The sequence below is a fragment of the Methylotuvimicrobium alcaliphilum 20Z genome (assembly GCF_000968535.2).
GTDB classification, from domain to species: Bacteria; Pseudomonadota; Gammaproteobacteria; order Methylococcales; family Methylomonadaceae; genus Methylotuvimicrobium; species Methylotuvimicrobium alcaliphilum.
In genome coordinates, this window is the sequence record NC_016112.1 from 2544863 (window position 1) to 2564828 (window position 19966).

The window sequence follows — 19966 nt, forward strand, 5'->3', positions numbered from 1 at the left end:
ATTAACCCCCTACCCGTCTGTTCTGACTTTGTCTAAATAGGTAGCAAAGCCTTCTTTGCTCATCCAATATTTAACCAGATTGGACACACCTACGCTGGTTAAAGTGGCGCCGGCTAATCCATCAACTTGGTATTCGGAGCCCGGCTTATTGGTATCGACCGTACCTTTGACCAATTTCAAAACCGGCTCACCGGCTTCGTTGTAAACTTTTTTGCCTTGCCACAAAGCTCGCCAATTTGGATTGACTACTTCACCGCCCAAGCCCGGTGTTTCGGCTTGATCGTAAAAGTTGATGCTTTGTACGGTTTGACCGTCGGCTTCCAGCGCTAAAAAGCCATAGAGCGTCGACCATAATCCATATCCGCTAACCGGCAGGATGATCGACTCTATTTCTTCGCCTTTCTTAACTAGATAAACTTTAGCAATCTTGGCTTTGGCCTTTATACTGGCGATATCCTCTTCCGGCGGAATAGCGATACTCAGCTCGGGATCCTTAGTCGCTTTCCGTTGATCGTAAGTCGCAACGTCGATGTCCTCGACATAATCGCCGGTTTCCAAATCAACCAATTTGGCTTCGATTTGTTGATCGAAAGCCTCATTGATATCGACGCCCTCTTCCAGCAAGCCTGCGACATCGAGAATGTTCTTCTTCATGTCTAAGGCCTTATTCTCGGCTTGCATAGGCCTCAACGCAACGGCGGCAAATGAAACCAAAATCGCGCACACAAAACAGACAGCCAACGCAATCGCAATCGTCTTCTCAAGACTATCGTTACTCTGCGCTAAAACTTTATCCGCGTATACCTTAAATTTTTCGTAGTGTTTACAATCTTTTAGATTAGGCATGACGCTTCACCCTTCTTCTAATGTTTGCCTGAACGACAAAGTAATCGATGATAGGCGCGAACATGTTCGAGAATAGTATCGCCAGCATGATTCCCTCAGGAAACGCCGGATTTACCACTCTGATCAAAACCGTCATAACACCCACTAACATTCCAAAAATCCAGCGACCGGTATTAGTCATCGCAGCACTCACAGGATCGGTAGCCATGTAGACCATGCCGAATGCGAAACCGCCGACGGTCAAATGCCAATACCATGGGAAAGCAAACATTGGGTTGCTGTCGCTGCCGATAAAATTGAATACCGACGACATCATCAACATGCCGAGGAACACACCGCCCACTATACGGTAAGAGGCGATACGGGTGTAGAGCAAAAACGCACAGCCAATCAAAATAGCCACCGTCGAGGTTTCGCCCAAACACCCGGGCATGAAACCGAAGAATGTTTGCATCCAACCATAACCGGCCTCTTGGACGGCATCCAGGCCACCTGAAGCGGCTAAACCTAAAGGCGTAGCAGCCGTGTAACCGTCAACCGCAACCCAGACGGAGTCACCGGAAATAGATGCCGGATACGCGAAGTACAGAAATGCACGACCGGTCAAAGCAGGGTTTAAGAAATTTTTACCGGTACCGCCGAAAACTTCCTTACCGATTACGATACCGAACGAAATACCCAGCGCAACTTGCCACAACGGCATATCGGGCGGCATGATCAATGTATAAAGCATCGACGATACCAAGAAGCCTTCGTTGACTTCATGACCGCGCACGGTCGCAAACAAGACTTCCCAAACACCGCCGACAGCCAGGGTCACGATATAAATTGGCAAAAAGTAAAGCGCGCCATGAACCAAGTTGGATAACGGATTGTATGGGCTATATCCGAATATCATCATAGGCAGACTACGCCAGCCGTCCGCTTTTTCCAGGCCCATCGCTTCCATCGCGACATTCGCTTGATAGCCGGTGTTATACCAAGCCATCAGGATACAAAAAAATGTTGCAATAACGACAAACGTCATTGTTCGTTTTAAATCGTTACCGTCACGAACATGAGTTTTACCGCGAGTCACCTCAGCGGGCGTATATAGAAAAGTATCGACCATCTCGTAGAGACCGTAGTACTTCTCTAGCTTACCGCCTTTGGTAAAATGCGGCTCTATGTTGTCTAAAAAATTTCTAGCCGACATTAGCCTTCCTTCTCGATTTTAGTTAAATTCGCTCTCAGAACCGGACCAAACTCATGCTTACCCGGATCGACAAAGGTAAACAGAGCCATATCTTCCTCGTCCAACTCCAAACAACCTAGCATTTGCGCTTGATCCGTATCGCCGACAACCAAAGACTTTAGCAATGGCGTAGGCAAAATATCCATCGGCATCACGGATTCGTAGACGCCAACCGGAACAATGGCCCGATTACTGCCGTTTTTGTTCGTCGTCAGCGGAAACTTGCGTCCGATTTTTCGGTCTTTACTGGAGGTGTATACATTTAAGGCCGAATACTTATCCTTGCCCGGAACGATCCAACCGAAGAACTCTCGGTCACGGCCTTCTTTCAATACCGAAACTTGATTGCTGTAATAACCCAAATAATCCGACCAATCTGCCGCTTTATGGCCATAGATAACCGAACCGGAAATCACGCGATTCTCCCCGTCCATCAGCTCTCCAGCGACGAGTTCGCTGAGACATGCACCGACACGGGTTCTAAGCAATCTTGGTTTTTTAGCGGTAGGCCCCGCCAACGAAACCACTCTTTCAACATTCAATTTACCGGTCGTGAACAACGAACCAATTGCCATCACGGCTTGATAATCCAAATGCCAAACCGATTTATTGGCGTTGACAGGGTCGATATAATGAATATGCGTACTAGGCAAGCCGGCCGGATGTGGACCTGAAAACTCGGCAACTGTAACGGAAGACGCGTTTCCGGTCGGTATGTCGGCACCGGAGGCTTTACAGACGTAAACTTTACCATCGGTCAACTTAGCAATCACTGCCAGACCGTTGCTAAAGTCGGTAGACCGTTCCTTGATAATTACCGATGGATCGGCGGCCAAAGGATTGGTATCGATTGCGGTCACAAAAATCGAACTAGGAGTGCTATCGATTGCCGGTGTTTTTCCGTAAGGACGCGTTCTCAACGCAACCCACAAACCGGAAGCAATGAGGCTTTCCTTGACTTGCTCGGTTGATAAACCGTCCAATTCGGAATCTTTATATTTTGCAAACGATTCCGCCTCATTACCTTTCAGCTCGATGACAACCGATTGCAAAACGCGCTTGGCTCCGCGGTTTATCGCCTTAACGATACCGGCACCGGGCGATGTGAAATTGACCCCAGGATTTTTTTTATCGGAAAAAAGCACTTGACCGAGTTTGACTTTGTCACCCTCGGCTACCATCATGGTAGGCTTCATTCCTACATAATCCATCCCAAGAACGGCAACCGACTTAACCTTATTACCGTTTTCTATTATTTGTTCGGGCTCTCCCGTGATCGGAAGATCCAAACCTTTTTTTAAATTAAATTGCATAGTAAATAAGCCTGCTCTCCAGACATATCGCGGCGAACAACCCCCTTATTTGAAACAGCAGAAATAAGAGGCACTTGAAGACGTAAACCGGGGCATTAGACCATAATTTCGTTTCGTTCTCAAGATCGATAAAATGTCCTTTGAGTCAACACACTGTCACCTATCACGCATATTTCGGCTTATTGTTATGAATTGAAATTTTTCGACACAATATTCAAAAACAAAAAAGCCGTTACATACCAAGTAAGTAACGGCTTTTTTGTATCGATTCGATGCTATATAAAAAGCACAGCATTAAAGTTTCTTATCATTAATAAAGATCTTTAATGCTAATCAGAGTATACCTTTCGCACTTCAAATTTCGGCAGTGCCGGAGGAGGCCTCGGGGTGTCCGGTCGATTTTCGCTCCTTGGCAATTGCTGAGTTACATGGATGTAATGAATGCAGAAAATGCAGGAGCATTTTTCTGCCCTGCATTGCCCTAATACACGCCACCCATGGCGTTCATAAAGGCTTTGCCAGCATGGAGCTGGCATAGAGCCTACATGGACGTATTTACCCAGCACCTAAATTCCATAGCCCATTGGCCATGGTTAATTGTCTTGGATAATTCATCCAGCACCTAAATAAGCCATGATTTTGAATCATTGCCAAAGACCTATGGAATATTTAGGTGCTGGATTTACGGCGTCCTTTAACGGGCACCCCGAGGCCGAATTTTCATCTACGATGAGTATAATAAAATACCAAAGTCATTGGATGCCTACTTCTTAAGAGGATATCAATGTATCGAAAGCATATTGTCCAATGCTTTTTTAGCTAGTACAGACTCTCGTTCCGGTACCGATATCCGATTAACGACATGTCCTTGGACCAGATTTTCCAGCACCCAAGCCAAATGCTGCGGATCGGTTCGGAACATCGTAGAACACATGCATACCGTCGGCGACATGAAATGCACATTTTTGCCTTGATCCTTACATTCGTCGTGCAATCGATTGACCAGGTTCAATTCGGTAGCAACCAACCAACGGGTACCGGGCTCAGCCTCACGTACGATCTTCAATATCGCTTCGGTCGAGCCAATGTATTCGGATTTTTGACAGACTTCAAAACTAGCCTCGGGATGTGAAATTACATGCGTTTCGGGATGTTTTTCCAAGAACCTGTCGATATGCTCGGGCTTAAACATTTGATGAACCGAACAAAAACCTTTCCAAAGAATTATTTTTGCATTTCGAATTTGTTCCTCGGTCAAGCCTCCCATCGGCTTATCAAAATCCCAAGTTACCATTTCCTCAAGCGGGATGCCCATTCGATAACCGGTATTACGCCCTAAATGCTGATCCGGAAAAAACAACACCTTCTCGCGTCTAGCAAAACTCCATTCAAGAATTTTTTGCGCGTTCGACGATGTACAAACGATACCGCCATGCTCGCCGCAAAACGCCTTCAAATCGGCCGCCGAATTTATGTAGGTAACCGGCGTCACCATGCTATCAGGATCCAATACCGTCGACAATTCTTTCCAGCACTTATTGACCTTGATGACATTCGCCATATCGGCCATAGAACAGCCAGCCGCCAAATCGGGAAGAATTGAAATCTGATCGGGCCGAGACAGAATATCGGCGACTTCGGCCATGAAATGCACACCGCAAAACACGATATATTCGGCTTCAGAGGCTGCCGCATTACGCGACAACTTCAACGAATCCCCGCTATAGTCGGCATGCTTGAACACTTCGTCACGCTGGTAATGATGTCCAAGAATGACGCAGCGCGAACCGAGCTTTTCCTTCGCGGCTGCGATGCGCGCATCGCATTCTTCATCATCGAGAAGCGCATAATCTTGGATAGGTAAGGCTGTCGCAGACATTTTTTATCACTCAAATTTTGTAGGGTACGCAACGCACACCCTTATTAAACTTCGTTCGCTTTATTCATGAGGCTAGCGTCGCATACGAACCGATAAACACACTCCGAGTAACATTAATTTTGCTTTTCGTCTTTTCCGGTCGGCTTACGCAATTTGATACCCAATTCCTTCAATTGTTCCTCGCTTACAAAAGCCGGTGCATTAAATAATGGACATGCTGCAGTTTGCGTTTTCGGGAATGCAATCACATCGCGGATCGAATGCGCGCCGGTCATCAACATCACTAGACGATCCAAGCCGAAAGCGATACCGCCATGAGGCGGCGCACCGTATTTCAATGCATCCAACAGGAAGCCGAATTTCTCGCGCGCTTCATCGTGGCCTATTCCGAGAATGGCGAATACGATTTGCTGCATGTCGGTCCGATTAATCCTAATCGAGCCGCCGCCGACTTCGGTTCCGTTCAGCACTAAGTCGTAAGCACGCGACAAAGCATGACCCGGGTCGGCTTTCAACTCCTCGATAGAGCAACTCGGCGCGGTGAACGGATGATGAATCGCGGTATAGCGCTGAGCCTTTTCGTCCCAAGCAAACATAGGAAAATCGATGACCCATACCGGTTTCCAATCGCCATCGAGCAAGCCGCGATCCAAACCTAATTTGACACGCAAAGCTCCCATGGCTTCATTGACGACACCGGCCTTATCGGCGCCGAAGAAAATCAAATCCCCGTTTTGCGCACCGACCTTAGCCATCACCTTCGCCCAAACATCATCAGGCGCAAATTTAACAATCGGCGATTGCAAACCTTCGACACCAGCCGCCAAATCATTAACCTTGATATAAGCCAAACCTTTAGCGCCATAGATACCGACAAACTTGGTCAAATCGTCGATTTCTTTGCGGCTCAATTCACCGCCCTCGGGCAGACGCATCGCGACGACACGCCCGTGCGGATCGTTGGCTGGACCCGAAAACACCTTAAAATCGACTTCTCGCATTTCTTCGGCGATATCGACCAATTCCAGAGGAATACGCAGATCGGGGCGATCGGAACCGAATCGACGCATCGCCTCGCTATAACTCATAACCGGAAACGGATCGGCTAAATCGACATCGATGATATCCTTGAACAAACGGCGAATCATCTGTTCCATAATCGCCATAATTTCTTGTTCGTTCATGAACGACGTCTCGATATCGAGCTGCGTGAATTCCGGCTGTCTGTCGGCGCGCAAGTCTTCGTCACGGAAACACCGCACCACCTGGTAATAGCGCTCCATGCCGGCAACCATCAGTAACTGCTTATAGAGTTGAGGCGATTGCGGTAAGGCAAAAAAGGCGTTTGGATGCGTGCGGCTCGGTACGATGTAATCCCTAGCTCCTTCCGGCGTTGCTTTGGTTAAATAAGGCGTTTCGATTTCGAAAAACTCCTTATCGTCGAGGAACTGACGTAAATTACGCGTCACATCGCGGCGCACCTTCATTTTATGCTGCATCTCGGTGCGGCGAAGATCGATATAACGAAAACGCAGACGCATTTCCTCATTGACTTCAATCTCACTTTCGATTGGAAACGGAGGCGTTTCGGATTCATTTAAGACTTCGATACTTTTGCCCAGCACCTCAATCTCACCGGTTGCCATATTCGAATTATGCGTACCCTCAGGACGATCTCGAACAATACCTTCGATACGTAATACATACTCGCTACGTACACTCTCGGCTATTGAAAACGACTCCGGCGCATCAGGATCGAAAACTACCTGCACCAAGCCTGCCCGATCCCTCAGATCGATAAATATAACGCCGCCATGATCCCGGCGACGATGTACCCAGCCGCACAAAGCAACCGATTGTCCTAAATGTTGGGTATTCAATTCTCCACACTTGTGGCTACGCATAACTCTTCTCGTGTTAATCCAAAAAATTTGCCGATGTTACTTACTTACAACCTGTTATGCAAGCTGCCGTTATTGGGCAGAACAAGCACCGCCGCCGCACCCGCTGTCAGTTGAAGAACACGACGCGGGAGCGGAAGCCTCGCCGGCGACATTTTTCTTATTGCCGCTTTTAAAATCGGTTTCATACCAGCCGCCGCCCTTCAATCTAAAACCGGCAGCGGAAATTTTTTTCATCAACTCGGGCCGGCTACAGGCAGGACAATGAACCAAAACAGGATCACTCATTTTTTGCAAAGCCTCATGTTCATGACCACAGGCTTGACATTGATATTCGTAAATAGGCATTTTCAACTCCGTAACAAGAAATAATTGCCAAAATAAGGGCACGATTTAATTTTTCAAGCCCAATAAGGTAGAATTATCGTTTAAAAAAATAAGCGCATTATAATGAATAAACTCATCATTACCCAGCCCGACGACTGGCATTTGCATATCAGAAACGGCGAGATACTCAAAACCGTACTGCCGCATACCGCTAAACGGTTTGCAAGAGCCATTATCATGCCCAACTTAAAACCTCCGGTGACGACGTTCCGACAGGCCTTGCAGTACCGAAATGAAATTTTGTCGGTCCTTCCTTCAGAGTCTCATTTCACCCCATTGATGACGCTTTATCTAACCGGCTCAACCACTATCCAAGACGTCAAAGAAGCCGCCGAATGCGAACACATCTATGCGTTTAAACTCTACCCTGCCGGCGCGACCACCAACTCCGATGCCGGAGTCGCCGACCCGAAAACGATTTATCCGATTTTCGAGGCGATGCAACAATTCGACATACCACTGTTGATTCACGGCGAAGTCGTCGATCAAGACTGCGATATTTTCGACCGGGAACGCGTGTTTATCGAGCGCACGCTCAACGATATCACTCGCCAATTTCCTAATTTACGTATTGTACTCGAACACGTCACAACAAGTGATGCGGTCGAATTCGTAAAATCGGCGCCGAATACGATTGCGGCGACCATTACGCCGCAGCATTTACTTTATAATCGCAATGCGATGTTAGTAGGCGGTATAAAACCTCATTACTACTGCCTACCGATCTTGAAGCGAGAACGACACCGTCAAGCTCTGGTCGCAGCCGCAACTAGCGGCAACCCAAAATTCTTTTTGGGCACCGACAGCGCTCCACACCTAACCGGCTCAAAAGAAAATGCTTGCGGTTGCGCCGGCTGTTTCAGCGCTCATGCTGCGATCGAGCTTTATGCAGAAGCCTTTGATAAGGTCGGCGCTTTAGAAAAATTGGAAGGATTTGCGAGTTTTTTCGGGGCCGATTTTTACCGATTACCCAGAAATACTCGTTCGGTCACATTGATTAAAGAACCTTGGCTCGTACCTGAATCTTACGGGCATGGAGAAATTAATATCACACCGCTTAAAGCCGGCGAGCCGTTAGCTTGGAAACTCGAAGTCGAGGGCCGTGAATACTGACTCCGATAGCTTATACTCATCGTAGATCAAAAATTCGGCACCGGGGTGTGCGCCCCCTCACCCCGATGCCTCCTAAGGCACTGCCGAAATTTGAGGTACGAAAGGTATATACCATAGAAGGGGCCATGAAGCATTCCCCTCGGTTAAAACCGTTCTTACAATCAGGAAAGTTTTTTCATCTCATCCATTTTATCGAAATCAACCCCTACGCTAACGATAAAGCTAGTCGCTTGCTCAATATTCATTTCGGACTTTATGACTCTGGATTTATGCACAATCACCGTAAAACCAGAAGTCGGATTCGGCGATGTCGGCACAAACAATACATACTGATCGTCTCGCTTATTGGTCACATAAGCTGGAACCCAAAGCCCTTCTTTAGGATATTCAATATAAACTACCTCCCGCGCTTCCTTACGATCATGCGAGGAAAACATATTAATGACTTTCTTAGTTACCCGATAAATGCTATTTAATAACGGAATTCTATCGATAATAAAATCAAACGCCGCGATAGCCCAAAACTTACCTTCCTTGACGATTTTGTGTCCGATCATCGATAAAATCAAAAAACTAACCGCAAACACCATTAATGTATACAGGTAATTATCGGCATAACCATATACCATCCTAAAGAGATCGGAGACCCGATCTTTTACGAATATGACGATCTGTAAAATGATCACAATCGGAATTACCGCGAAAATTCCGATCAAAAAATTATTTAAAATCGCCTTAAGCTGTTGATTCATCATGTACCCTTTTAGTTGTTATGTATACCCGTCGTAGATCAAAATTCGGCGCCTGGGTATCCGCTAAAGGACGCCGTGAACCAGCACCTAAATTATCCCAGATGGTTAAGCATAGCCTATGGGCTATGGAATTTAGGTACTGGGTAAATACGTCCATATAGGCTCTATGCCAGCTCCATGCTAGCAAAGCCTTTATCGGACACCCAGGCGCTTCCTCTGGCACTTCCGAAATTTGAAGTACGAAAGGTATAATGGTAGGCCGTGACACTTAACCGGCTAATTGTTCTGCACTCACAGACTTAATCGGACAACAAGACTACAAAGATTTCCAAATCAATACAAAGCCCGAAATCCCCAAAAATGCCGCGAAGATTTTAGCGTATTTTTCGTTATCGATGTTCTTATAAAGCATTTCCTCAGTCAATAAAAATACGACCACGGCAATTTGCAACAACGACACATTATCGGCATAAGAAATCACATACTGATGTTTAACAAATAATAAAGTCAAAATCTGAAACACTGCGAACATGCCATAACAAACCGCAACAGTCGACCGAGTCTGATTTTTTTCATACTGTTTGCTATGCGCTATCGCAGTCAATAGAGAACCGCCTAAATTAGTCAAGCCATGCACTATGCCCATCGAAATTAAATACGTTCTTTCGTAACTGACCAGTTTTTCAATTATTCTATTGACTGCGCCGACCGCATCCTTAAACGCAACGAAAATTAAAAATACCCCAATCAATGCGCCGATATTGATCCGAACGCTAGTCACGATAAATAAAAACACCACAACGAATGGTATGCTGTATTTAAGTACATTCCTAACGAAGTTTATATCTATAAAATGATGATGTTTAACCAACTGCAACAAGTTGATGGCGATTGAGATCGGCAACAAAATCTCAAGCGCATTGATGAACTGATAGCCCAATAGCAATAACAAGGGCGTACCAAACAACAAAACGCCCACGCCAAAAATCGACTGAATGACGGTCGTCGCTATAATTGTCAACAAAATATCCAACGGCATCGATACCTCCTTTTTATTTTTATAAAGATCTGAATTATATACAGACTTAAGTTTTCTAAGGACTTAATGACAAATAATTTACTGGGTTTATGAGCTTACCCCCTTTTGATTGAATAACCGTCGAAGACTAAAAAGGTATGAGATGCGTGTATTAGAACACCAACAGGTAAGCGATGTAGAAGAAAAACAGCCTGGCTCGCTAGCTCCCACCCTATATCCCCGGAAAGTTAGCCATTTTTTGAGTATAAAGAGAGTAGTAACACCACGACCAGCAAGTTTTTCAATAGGTTGCCGGGTTTGCGGAAAAACTTATCAAAATCCCGACTAAACGAGGTCTCCAAAAAATTAGCGCCAAACATAGTAAAAGACAAAAATATTGTTTGAGCCGGCGCTATTCCATAAAAAAATTAGAAATTTCCAATATTTATTTCCTCAAAAATTTGGGAGATATCAGCTTTTCTTTATTAACGACCCTGATTTTGAACCGGGCTTTTTTAGTAAATCCGGGAAATGCTCGATCGACAATCCCTAATTCCGCAAGTTTGTTTACATCAGCGGCTTGCGGAATTTCAGCCGACTTGATCAAAATTAATTCATCGGCACCGAGTCTAACTGCGAGCCAAGCGGCAAGACTGTCGGAAGTTACTTCCCAACTTGCGGGGACACCGGCTTGATTAAGTTCATTGACATCGGGTGACCAAATGACCGATTTTCCTAGATCGAGCTGCCGAACAGTATCGGCAATCGACTCAGCCAATACACAATCGCGATGCATCGAATGCATTAGCAAGGCCATCTGCCGCATCGCCAAAAGAGCCATTGCGTGCGCGGTAATATCATCGAAATGCCAACGCTGTTGAGCCTGACGCACTTGTTCGGCAAAATCGCCGCCGCCGGGAACCCAAACACATCCTTCCCGGTAGAAAGCAGCCGCTTTGTCCATACACGATTTTAAAGTACCGCTGCATTCAAGACTACCGCCGAATTTTATGACCCGCAATCCGGCTTTCATGCAACCGTCAACTGACGTAAAACCGATATCATCGCCGAGGCTTTGTCGAAGCACTCCTGGTATTCCTCTTCCATCACCGAGTCGTTGACGATACCGCCGCCGGCCCAAAAACGGATCGTATCATCCGAATGCACCAAGGTTCTGATCGCAATATTGGTATCCATATTGCCGTCGAAACCCATATAGCCGATCGCTCCGCAATAAACACCCCGCCGATGCGGCTCCAATTCTTCGATGATCTGCATCGCCCTGATCTTTGGCGCACCGGTAATCGAACCTCCGGGAAAACAGCTTCTCAATAAGTCCAAACTATGCCGCCCATCTGCCAACTCGCCGGTAACCGTGCTAACCAAGTGATGCACCGTCGCATAACTTTCGATATCGAATAAACGGGGAACTTTAACGGAACCTTTTTTGCAAGTTTTACTGATATCGTTACGCAATAAGTCGACGATCATGACATTTTCGGCACGATCTTTCTTGCTGCTTTCCAACTGACTGATTTGATCCAGGTCGTCGGCGTGACTAGATTTCCTCGGGCGCGTTCCTTTGATCGGCTTGGTTTCGACAAAGCCGTCACGAAGCTTTAAAAAACGCTCCGGCGAGGAACTCAATACGGATGCCTCCGGCGTATTCATATATGCGCTAAACGGCGCCGAATTTAATTTTCGCAGTTTCAAATAAGCCGCCCAAGGATCGCCATGGCATGGAGCACTGAAACGCTGGGCAAGATTGACTTGGTAACAATCGCCATCATTCAAATATTTTTTGATACGACTAAAGGCTTCGGCATAATCCGCCTGATCGAAGTTGGCTTCGACAGACCCCGTGACACGGAACACATTTTGAGCCCCCTCTTCCGGCAATCGGCTAAACAATGCCGTCAAATACACCAATTGTGCTTCATCGAGGTAACCGACCAAGCGGCTGCGCCGCAACTGATGATCGACAATAACAGCCCATTCGTAAATACCGACCGCCATTTCGGCAATATTTTCGGCATCTCGCGCAATGACCGGTAGTTTTTCCAAGCGGCGGGCCAAATCGTAGGAAAAATATCCGATAGCGCCACCATTGAATGGCAAATCGTCGAATCCCGACCGCTTCGGTAGTAATTGTTTTTTAACCAATTCAAAAGGATCGTCGGTCGATTCGCTGACAACACCCTCCCGCTTGATCTTAGTGACATTTCCATGTGTGACTAAAGTGCAAACCGGATCGGCGGCGATGATATCGAAACAGCCATGTCGACTAACCGGGTATCCGCTATCCAAAAACACCGCCCAAGGTTTACCGGCAAGCGGTGCGAACAAGCGAGCACTATCTTCGAAATATGGAAGTGGTTGATTGATGATTTTAGATAGCGACATTTAATAGAGAAAGAGGGGAACCGTTCGGAGTCATCCAAGTATCCGCAATGTTTGGGAACACAGCATCAAATGCCGATGAACAAGATTGCAATTTTATAACATCCTAGGGTATTTAAGAAACGTAAAAGGAAAGGAAACGATACCATGACAAACGCATTTATCTAAATTCGGCAGTTTAACCATGAAGCACATGAAGCTCATCAAGTCTTTCAACCGCTTATTCTAAAATTTTAAATAGCCTTTCCTGACGCAACTATTCAATCCCCCGGCAATTATCGTTCCCACGATCTGCGCTCATCGTTATACATAAATTGTAGGGCACGCTGCGCGTACCAAAGCCGTGCCCTGGCGGTTCGGTAGGCAAATGAACATCCCGGGGTTACCATGGTACGCATAGCGTACCCTACGAGGCTATGTATAGCATTCGCACTTCAATTTCGGTAGTGCCCGAGGAAGCGCAGGGGTGTCCGAGAAGGCTTTGTATTTGGTTATCACTGAAAGCGCTAAGAAATATGCACAAAATAACTGCTACACGTAGTAGGCTTTGCGGCGATTCGGTGACTCGCTTGACAGGACGCCGTGAACCCAGCACCTAAATTATCCAAGATATTTAACCATAGCCAATGGGCTATGGAATTTAGGTACTGGGTGAATACTTCCATGTAGGCTTGACGGCGGAATCTGATTGCCATGGATGGCATGAATGCAGATTTTACAGGAGCAAAAATCTGCCCTGCCGCCGACACCTGTCAATCGAGCCACCGAACCCCCTCCCAGAAGTTGTCGAAGTTATACCTTTCGCACTTCAAATTTCGGCAGTGCCTGAGGAGGCGCCAGGGTGTGCGGCAAAGGCTTTGCCAGCATGGAGCTGGCATAGAGCTTACAGGGATGTATTCACGGCGTCCTTTGACGGACACCCTGGTGCCGAATTTTGATCTGCGATGGGTATATTTCATGCTCGTTCCTATACTTTAAGCCTTCGGACGATCATCGAAACGTTTAGCACCGGGCGGCAGTTTATCGAATACCGGATGCCTGGTAATGCCGTAATGTTCCGGATAATAAACGCCGCCTAAATACAAGCCATCGGGCGGCGCTGTGATTCCGCCTTGATCGCGATCCTTGATCAACAATAATTCTTGTGCCCAATCGACCGGCTGTTTATCCATACCGATTTCCATCAACACGCCGGCAATGTTTCTGACCATGTGGTGCAAAAACGCATTGGCCGAAATATCCATAATGACCTTTTCCTGTTCGCGGTAAACATCGATAAAATGCATCATGCGGCAAGGACTTTTGGATTGACAGCCTTGCGCCCTGAACGACGAAAAGTCATGGTCGCCAATCAAATATTGTGCCGCTCGATGCATTTTATCGGCATCAAGCGACTGATAGCACCATGTGACTTGTTTGCGCAGCAACGCCGATTTCATCGGCCTGTTCAAAATGACATAGCGATAAAACCGGGCAATGGCGCTATAACGGGCATGAAAATCGAAAATCGCCTGTTGCGCCCAAATAATCCTGATGTCATCGGGCAAATGCGTATTCCCACCCATCATCCATCCGTACATAGATCGCTCGGCTTGCGTGTCGAAATGCACCACCTGCTCGAGCGCATGCACGCCGGCATCGGTCCGGCCCGCACAGATTACCGTAATCGGCTCGTCGGCGATTTTGGACAGTGCAGTTTCCAACTCGGATTGAACGGTGCGACGCGCGGTTTGCCATTGCCAACCGAAAAAAGCGCTACCGTCGTATTCGATTCCTAAAACGATTCTAGGCATCTCAATCTAATAATTTATTCATGAATATAAACTTCGGTATTGATCGCAACGCGCTCGAATAAATCGAGCAAATCGGCATTGATCATACGAATGCAGCCGTGCGATTCGGGCTTGCCGTTCATCAGTTCGTCGGGGCAACCGTGAATGTAAATATAGCGCCAGGCCGTATCGACTGAACCGTAACGGTTTTTTCCCGGCTCGAGGCCGCCCAACCAGAGAATTCGAGTCAAAATCCAATCGCGTTCCGGAAATTGCTTGCCTAATTCCGGTGAATAAATCTCACTGGTCGGCCTACGTGCTTTGAAAACGGAATAGACAGGAATACCCTCACCGATTTTCGCGCGAATCTTATGCCAGCCGCGCGGCGTACATTCGCTGCCCCTCAATTCGCCGGCGCCGTTTTTTGCCGTAGAAACGGGATACGACTTTACAACCCTACCCTCATCGACAATTACCAATCGTTGCGCGGGAATCGAAATGTCGATGAATGAGTTAGGTTTCATGGATTTATTAGTGAATAGTGAATAGTGAATAGTGAATAGTGAATAGTGAATAGTGAATAGTGAATAGTGAATAGTGAATAGTGAATAGTGAATAGTGAATAGTGAAATGATGAGGCATTTCAATTACGTGTCAAGCCCTAATCTCCTCTTTCCTCTTTCCTCTTTCCTCTTTCCCCTATAAATCCAGCAACTCGTCATTAACATCTGCCATATCGAAATAGGCCGGGTCGAATTCATCGATTGACAACCATTCGTGCATTTCATCATATTGCGGATTTTCCGGATCGTTTAGGATTTTGAGCAAGTTTTCATAACCTGGAATACCACCACAGTCTTCAGGCGGTGCTGCGCGTTCGCCTTCTATACAACGAGGCAAATGGCCGCCATTGTCATCGTTAGATAGGATTTTTTCTAGTGTAATCGTATGCATCCAACTATCGCCGAAATCGTATTCGTATTTAATTTCCTGCATTTCCTGATTCAGAAGCTCAGAAATCGTATGTTGACTTTCATCCTTTAAGTCAAACTCTTCGTCCGGTACGCCGTAAAAAACGCCATCGGCGATAAACTGATGCAAATGCGATTCAAACCATCCCATCGCAACTTGAATAATATCGTGCAATTGCTGCAAACTCGCGTCTTCCGATACCAATAAACGGCGCCAAATAGGTGGAGTAGAACCATCCAACGAAACTTTGATTTGATATACTTTATTTACCATTTTTTAACCTTTGAATTATTAAACGTAATATTTATCGATTTGATTTCATCATAGGCCCGCCCCCTTCTATAGGCACGTCGATTCCGAATTGATGTTTATTGCCCTTTTCATTCACCGATCAGCGGCATTAAACAGCGCAATCGATTCCACATGCGCGGTTTGCGGGAACATATTCATGACGCCGGCTTTTACCAGTTTAAAACCTAAATCGTTCACCAGAATGCCTGCATCGCGGGCCAAGGTCGACGGATTACACGAGACATAGACGATACTTTCGGGCTGCCATTGCTTGAAATGATGCAATACCTCCGATGCGCCGGCTCGCGACGGATCGAGCAAAATTTTGTTATAGCGCTGTTTCGCCCACGGTAAATCGACAATCGCCTTACTCAAGTCGGCAGCGTGAAACTCGACATTATCCAGATTGTTTAAGCGGGCATTCGCCTGTGCATGATTGACCAACGGCAAATCGCCTTCGATACCGACCACTTTTCCTGCATAACGAGCCATCGGCAAGGTAAAGTTTCCAAGCCCGCAGAACAAATCCAGCACGACATCGTCCTTAGTTAAATCCAACGCTTCGATGACCCGGTTGACCATGAGCCGGTTGATTTCATAATTGACTTGCGTAAACATCGCCGGTCTGAACCGGAATACGATATCGTGCTCCGGCAAAGCATAGGTCGGGGTTACTACCGGTTCGCCATCGATCGGCGCAATCGTATCGGGGCCTTTCGACTGTAGACACAAGGTCACATTATGCTTATGTGCAAAAGACCGCATTCGCTCCTTATCCTCGTCGGTCGGCGGCTCCAGTACGCGTACCGCAAGCACGCAATCCTCATCGCCGATCGCAACTTCGATTTGCGGAATTTTCTCTCTGATCGTCAAGCCGCCGATCATCTCCGATAAAGCCATTAAGCGCGTTCCGATAACCGGATGCATGACCTTACAGCTTTCGATCTCGGCCAAAAACGGTTGGCGCTTTTCGCGAAAACCGACGAGCACCCTGCCTTTTTTCGCGACATATTTGACACCCATGCGCGCCTTGCGCCGATAACCCCAATGCGGCCCGTCCAATGACGGCCAAATTTCGGGAATATCGAGCTTACCGATGCGTTTAAACTGCTCTTTCAGCAATTCCTCTTTAATATGGATTTGCTCGCTTGAAGCGACATGCTGAAAACTGCAGCCCCCGCATACGTCATAATGCGGACATTCCGCATCGACGCGGCACTCGGCCTTACTCAATAGCTTGACGACCCGGCCTTCGGCGAAATCGCGGCGAATGTCGGTATAGACAAATTCGAGTTCCTCGCCCGGCAAGGCTGCATCGATAAATACCGCCTTGCCGTCTACATGGGCAACCCCTCGCCCGTCATGCGTCAGCGAATCGATGATGGTTTTAACGGGGGTGTCCGGTAATTTTTTACGTTCCCTTTTTCTGCGCGCCATGCTTATTTTTGTCTCCAACTACCGTTCGGCATTTGATACCACCAGCCGGACTGCGCATTACTGACCCAACGCGCGGCAAACGTCGATTTGATCTGAGCGAACCAATTGGGTTGGCCGTTGGCATTGGCAATAGCCTGGTATAACTGATTACGATCGGCGTTCTCGGCGGCCACCAAACGATTCACCTGTGTTCTATCGCGCAAAGGCACGGCAGAGGCATTCCTGACGACTAACAGGCCATCCGAACCGATGCCAACGTAGCCTGCATCGTAAAACGGTTTCAGCGACAAAAAACGGCTTTGCATCGATGCGGTCAGGCGTCTGATTTCGGGCGAGTCGATCGACAGATCGGCCTGTTGCGCATGCGCCGGTGCAATCACGACATTCAATACCCCATCGATCAATCGATAAAACACGATCTTCAACGACTGTAAGTCGCTTTGGGGCTTTTGGGATGAATCAGTCGTTTGCTGTATATCTTGAATGATTTGATCCGCCGCTTTTTCCGCTGCAGCGGCGGGAAAATAGATGTTAATCGTCACACAAGCCGTTAGCAGCAAGGCGCCGATGATCGATAATTTTTTCATGTTTAACTCCGGTTACTCGATGACCACGTCGTCCGACGCCATCGTAATGCGTTTCAGACGCTCCAATAAAACGTTCCAATCAACGCGGGGATTATACCCCATCACATCGATTCTCGGCAGACCGCCGCCTTTGACGATGTAATACCCTTGCTCGGCCGGCTCTACACCTGTCAACTGGCATACGCCATTATGCAAATAACAGCCAATACCGAGACGCTCGTAACCGAAATTCTCGAAAAAACCTAAAAAGGCTCTCGAAATCAAGTCGGTGGCCCCGCCTCCGCCGATACTGGCTAAATTTTCGACTGCGGTTTGACTGATTCGTCGACTCGAATCGTCATCATCGGGCGTGCCTAACCATGCAAAAAAAGTCGCCGGCTGCCAATTTTCCAGATAGAGATCGCGAACGAAACCGGACAAGCGCCCTTCGATACGACCGAATTTAAATTTGCTCGTCAATTGTGCCAGATCTAAATTCTCTATTTCGACCGAACCATAGAATTGAGAAAATTCACTGAATAAGCCGGAAGATGCCAGCTGGCTGATCGTAATCCGGCCGTCGAACACATCAATCGTCAACTCGCCATCCAAAGCAAGCTTATTATCCCGGTAATCGACGCCGGGAATCCTGCCGCTAATCGTTCCGCTCATCGGCGTCCAATCCAATGCCTGCGTCAACTCTTCTAATGAAATATCCTCCAATTCGCCGATAAAAAACAAATCGTGCTCGTCGTTTTCGCGTGCAGTCCAATCGAAACGATCGATCGTTAAAGTACCGCCAAGTAATGGTAAGCGAGTTCTATTTAAAAGACGAAACGAGGTCGCTTCGGTCAAAAACGAGATTTTAGCCGAGTCAATCGGCACATTACCCAGTTGTAACTGTTGCCAAGCAAAGACCGATGGCTTAGAAGGGCCTTCCCGAGCGGACCAATGCAACACCCCAATTCCATCGGTTAAAGCCAAGCGAGATTGACTGTCGCTTACGTTCAAACCATCGATATCCACTGCCAGGTCGAGCAACGTATTATTATGTATCGAAGCGTCGGCGCTTAAACGCCCGGACAGACTCATGCCTTCTGCCGGAGTACCTAAGAGAAGCGAATCGAGATAAATGCCGGATACAGACTGCAAATTTTCCGCTTGGACAAAAAACCGTCCCTGCTCGAGACTCAAAGAAGGAATCGTTTTAACCTGGCCGCTTCCGGATACCTCGAATACGCCGGGGTGGCGGAAATCGACATGCGCGATGTCCACTCGCCGCGAATCGACATACCAAGTACCCGCGCTATTGATCGAGACTGTTTCAGGCGACAGTTCGACAAACCAGGGCTCGATATACAATCCTCCTTTGGAAAATTCGGCGCGGCTCAACCATTGCCAATTGCCTGTCGCCGAACCCGCCCGTAAAGACCATATGGCATCGATATCTTCTCCGGCAAGACTACCGTCCGTAGCTTGTGCGGATAAACCCTTAAGACTGGCATAGACGGAAAGCTTGTCCAATTCGATTCCGGGTCCTTCTGCTAAGACATCGATATCCGCACGCTCCGCACCTATTTGAAAGTCATTGGAATCGATAAAAGGTTTGATAGCGTCGCTTTGCAAGCCGCGCGAATTTACTTGAAGCGCCCAACGCTCGTCTTCGACCGAGGCATGCACGGCAACTTCGCCGCCGCCGGCTTTGAGCCGTTCGATGCGAACTTCACTACGCCGGGGACCGATACTGAAACGAAAATCGAAAGCCGGCGATTGTAACCAGGCGCTTTTAATTTCCGCCCTGCCTTTGAAACAATGGATTTCCTCGTCGCGCCAACTGAAATCCGAACATTCGATGCCGACGAATGTTATTTCATCGAAGGGCGCGGGAAGCCCGAGAGATTGCACCGATAAAACGATATTTTGAGACGGCGCCGCAAATTCGGACAACCGAATCTCTATACCTTCAAGCTGCCAGCCTTCCGCTTCGATCGTAGCTATTCTCAAGCCGACCGAATCCAATGCCATTACCGTTGAAGACATCAACAAACAGGCAGCAGTTCCAAGCGGCTTCATGGCACATGCCGT

17 protein-coding genes are annotated in these 19966 nt (G+C 47.4%); 1 reads left to right on the forward strand and 16 read right to left on the reverse strand.

What is annotated here, in order from left to right; genetic code table 11:
- Positions 1 to 9: 9 nt before the first annotated feature.
- The 6 genes from MEALZ_RS10955 to MEALZ_RS10980 form a co-directional block, all read right to left on the reverse strand.
- Complete coding sequence (locus MEALZ_RS10955) at positions 10 to 846, reverse strand: Na(+)-translocating NADH-quinone reductase subunit C (protein WP_014148703.1); 837 nt, start codon at positions 844 to 846, stop codon at positions 10 to 12.
- A complete protein-coding gene (locus MEALZ_RS10960) occupies positions 839 to 2041 on the reverse strand; it encodes an NADH:ubiquinone reductase (Na(+)-transporting) subunit B (RefSeq protein WP_014148704.1) in 1203 nt (400 codons plus the stop codon). The genes MEALZ_RS10955 and MEALZ_RS10960 overlap by 8 nt, the downstream gene beginning before the upstream one ends.
- Positions 2041 to 3393, reverse strand: coding sequence for a Na(+)-translocating NADH-quinone reductase subunit A (locus MEALZ_RS10965; RefSeq protein ID WP_014148705.1), 1353 nt, complete (start codon positions 3391 to 3393; stop codon positions 2041 to 2043). The genes MEALZ_RS10960 and MEALZ_RS10965 overlap by 1 nt, the downstream gene beginning before the upstream one ends.
- A 781-nt stretch (positions 3394 to 4174) precedes the next feature.
- On the reverse strand, positions 4175 to 5272 hold the full coding sequence (gene nadA, locus MEALZ_RS10970; RefSeq protein ID WP_014148706.1) for a quinolinate synthase NadA: 1098 nt from the start codon (positions 5270 to 5272) through the stop codon (positions 4175 to 4177).
- 113 nt (positions 5273 to 5385) lie between these two features.
- Positions 5386 to 7176, reverse strand: coding sequence for an aspartate--tRNA ligase (gene aspS, locus MEALZ_RS10975; protein ID WP_014148707.1), 1791 nt, complete (start codon positions 7174 to 7176; stop codon positions 5386 to 5388).
- Positions 7177 to 7245: 69 nt separating this feature from the next.
- A complete protein-coding gene (locus MEALZ_RS10980) occupies positions 7246 to 7521 on the reverse strand; it encodes an FmdB family zinc ribbon protein (protein WP_014148708.1) in 276 nt (91 codons plus the stop codon).
- A 102-nt stretch (positions 7522 to 7623) separates the two neighbouring features.
- On the opposite strand from MEALZ_RS10980, the gene pyrC reads away from it, so the two are divergent.
- On the forward strand, positions 7624 to 8673 hold the full coding sequence (gene pyrC, locus MEALZ_RS10985) for a dihydroorotase (RefSeq protein WP_014148709.1): 1050 nt from the start codon (positions 7624 to 7626) through the stop codon (positions 8671 to 8673).
- Between the two features lie 161 nt (positions 8674 to 8834).
- Here pyrC and MEALZ_RS10990 read toward each other — a convergent pair whose 3' ends face one another.
- The 10 genes from MEALZ_RS10990 to MEALZ_RS11035 all read right to left on the reverse strand — a co-directional run bounded on the left by MEALZ_RS10990 (position 8835) and on the right by MEALZ_RS11035 (position 19954).
- Entirely contained in the window at positions 8835 to 9425 is a 591-nt protein-coding gene (locus MEALZ_RS10990) for a DUF502 domain-containing protein (RefSeq protein ID WP_014148710.1), read from the reverse strand.
- Positions 9426 to 9741: 316 nt separating this feature from the next.
- On the reverse strand, positions 9742 to 10464 hold the full coding sequence (locus MEALZ_RS10995; protein WP_014148711.1) for a hypothetical protein: 723 nt from the start codon (positions 10462 to 10464) through the stop codon (positions 9742 to 9744).
- Positions 10465 to 10888: 424 nt separating this feature from the next.
- Positions 10889 to 11530, reverse strand: coding sequence for an amino acid kinase family protein (locus MEALZ_RS11000; RefSeq protein ID WP_332881495.1), 642 nt, complete (start codon positions 11528 to 11530; stop codon positions 10889 to 10891).
- Positions 11473 to 12846, reverse strand: a complete 1374-nt coding sequence (gene pabB / locus MEALZ_RS11005; protein ID WP_014148713.1) for an aminodeoxychorismate synthase component I — start codon at positions 12844 to 12846, stop codon at positions 11473 to 11475. The genes MEALZ_RS11000 and pabB overlap by 58 nt, the downstream gene beginning before the upstream one ends.
- Before the next feature lie 971 nt (positions 12847 to 13817).
- Positions 13818 to 14636: a tRNA pseudouridine(38-40) synthase TruA gene (gene truA / locus MEALZ_RS11010; RefSeq protein ID WP_014148714.1), complete on the reverse strand. Its 819-nt coding sequence runs from the start codon at positions 14634 to 14636 to the stop codon at positions 13818 to 13820.
- A gap of 14 nt (positions 14637 to 14650) precedes the next feature.
- On the reverse strand, positions 14651 to 15139 hold the full coding sequence (locus tag MEALZ_RS11015) for a L,D-transpeptidase (RefSeq protein WP_014148715.1): 489 nt from the start codon (positions 15137 to 15139) through the stop codon (positions 14651 to 14653).
- A gap of 175 nt (positions 15140 to 15314) precedes the next feature.
- Positions 15315 to 15860 carry a plasmid pRiA4b ORF-3 family protein gene (locus MEALZ_RS11020; protein ID WP_014148716.1) on the reverse strand — a complete coding sequence of 182 codons (546 nt, stop codon included), beginning with the start codon at positions 15858 to 15860 and terminating at the stop codon, positions 15315 to 15317.
- A 111-nt stretch (positions 15861 to 15971) separates the two neighbouring features.
- Complete coding sequence (rlmD, locus tag MEALZ_RS11025) at positions 15972 to 17315, reverse strand: 23S rRNA (uracil(1939)-C(5))-methyltransferase RlmD (protein WP_014148717.1); 1344 nt, start codon at positions 17313 to 17315, stop codon at positions 15972 to 15974.
- A 2-nt stretch (positions 17316 to 17317) separates the two neighbouring features.
- Positions 17318 to 17902 (reverse strand): YdbL family protein, encoded by a 585-nt coding sequence (locus MEALZ_RS11030; protein ID WP_014148718.1) that lies wholly within the window; start codon positions 17900 to 17902, stop codon positions 17318 to 17320.
- 12 nt (positions 17903 to 17914) lie between these two features.
- Entirely contained in the window at positions 17915 to 19954 is a 2040-nt protein-coding gene (locus tag MEALZ_RS11035) for a hypothetical protein (RefSeq protein WP_014148719.1), read from the reverse strand.
- Between the last annotated feature and the right edge of the window lie 12 nt (positions 19955 to 19966).

Bases quoted from the DNA above. Each gene is read 5' to 3' on its own strand.
- MEALZ_RS10980 (WP_014148708.1), bottom strand. From the start codon at position 7,521: ATGCCTATTTACGAATATCAATGTCAAGCCTGTGGTCATGAACATGAG.
- pyrC (WP_014148709.1), top strand. From the start codon at position 7,624: ATGAATAAACTCATCATTACCCAGCCCGACGACTGGCATTTGCATATC.
- pabB (WP_014148713.1), bottom strand. From the start codon at position 12,846: ATGTCGCTATCTAAAATCATCAATCAACCACTTCCATATTTCGAAGAT.
- MEALZ_RS10995 (WP_014148711.1), bottom strand. From the start codon at position 10,464: ATGCCGTTGGATATTTTGTTGACAATTATAGCGACGACCGTCATTCAG.
- MEALZ_RS11030 (WP_014148718.1), bottom strand. From the start codon at position 17,902: ATGAAAAAATTATCGATCATCGGCGCCTTGCTGCTAACGGCTTGTGTG.
- MEALZ_RS11015 (WP_014148715.1), bottom strand. From the start codon at position 15,139: ATGAAACCTAACTCATTCATCGACATTTCGATTCCCGCGCAACGATTG.
- rlmD (WP_014148717.1), bottom strand. From the start codon at position 17,315: ATGGCGCGCAGAAAAAGGGAACGTAAAAAATTACCGGACACCCCCGTT.
- MEALZ_RS10955 (WP_014148703.1), bottom strand. From the start codon at position 846: ATGCCTAATCTAAAAGATTGTAAACACTACGAAAAATTTAAGGTATAC.
- MEALZ_RS11035 (WP_014148719.1), bottom strand. From the start codon at position 19,954: ATGAAGCCGCTTGGAACTGCTGCCTGTTTGTTGATGTCTTCAACGGTA.
- MEALZ_RS10990 (WP_014148710.1), bottom strand. From the start codon at position 9,425: ATGAATCAACAGCTTAAGGCGATTTTAAATAATTTTTTGATCGGAATT.
- truA (WP_014148714.1), bottom strand. From the start codon at position 14,636: ATGCCTAGAATCGTTTTAGGAATCGAATACGACGGTAGCGCTTTTTTC.
- MEALZ_RS10960 (WP_014148704.1), bottom strand. From the start codon at position 2,041: ATGTCGGCTAGAAATTTTTTAGACAACATAGAGCCGCATTTTACCAAA.
- MEALZ_RS11020 (WP_014148716.1), bottom strand. From the start codon at position 15,860: ATGGTAAATAAAGTATATCAAATCAAAGTTTCGTTGGATGGTTCTACT.
- MEALZ_RS10965 (WP_014148705.1), bottom strand. From the start codon at position 3,393: ATGCAATTTAATTTAAAAAAAGGTTTGGATCTTCCGATCACGGGAGAG.
- nadA (WP_014148706.1), bottom strand. From the start codon at position 5,272: ATGTCTGCGACAGCCTTACCTATCCAAGATTATGCGCTTCTCGATGAT.
- aspS (WP_014148707.1), bottom strand. From the start codon at position 7,176: ATGCGTAGCCACAAGTGTGGAGAATTGAATACCCAACATTTAGGACAA.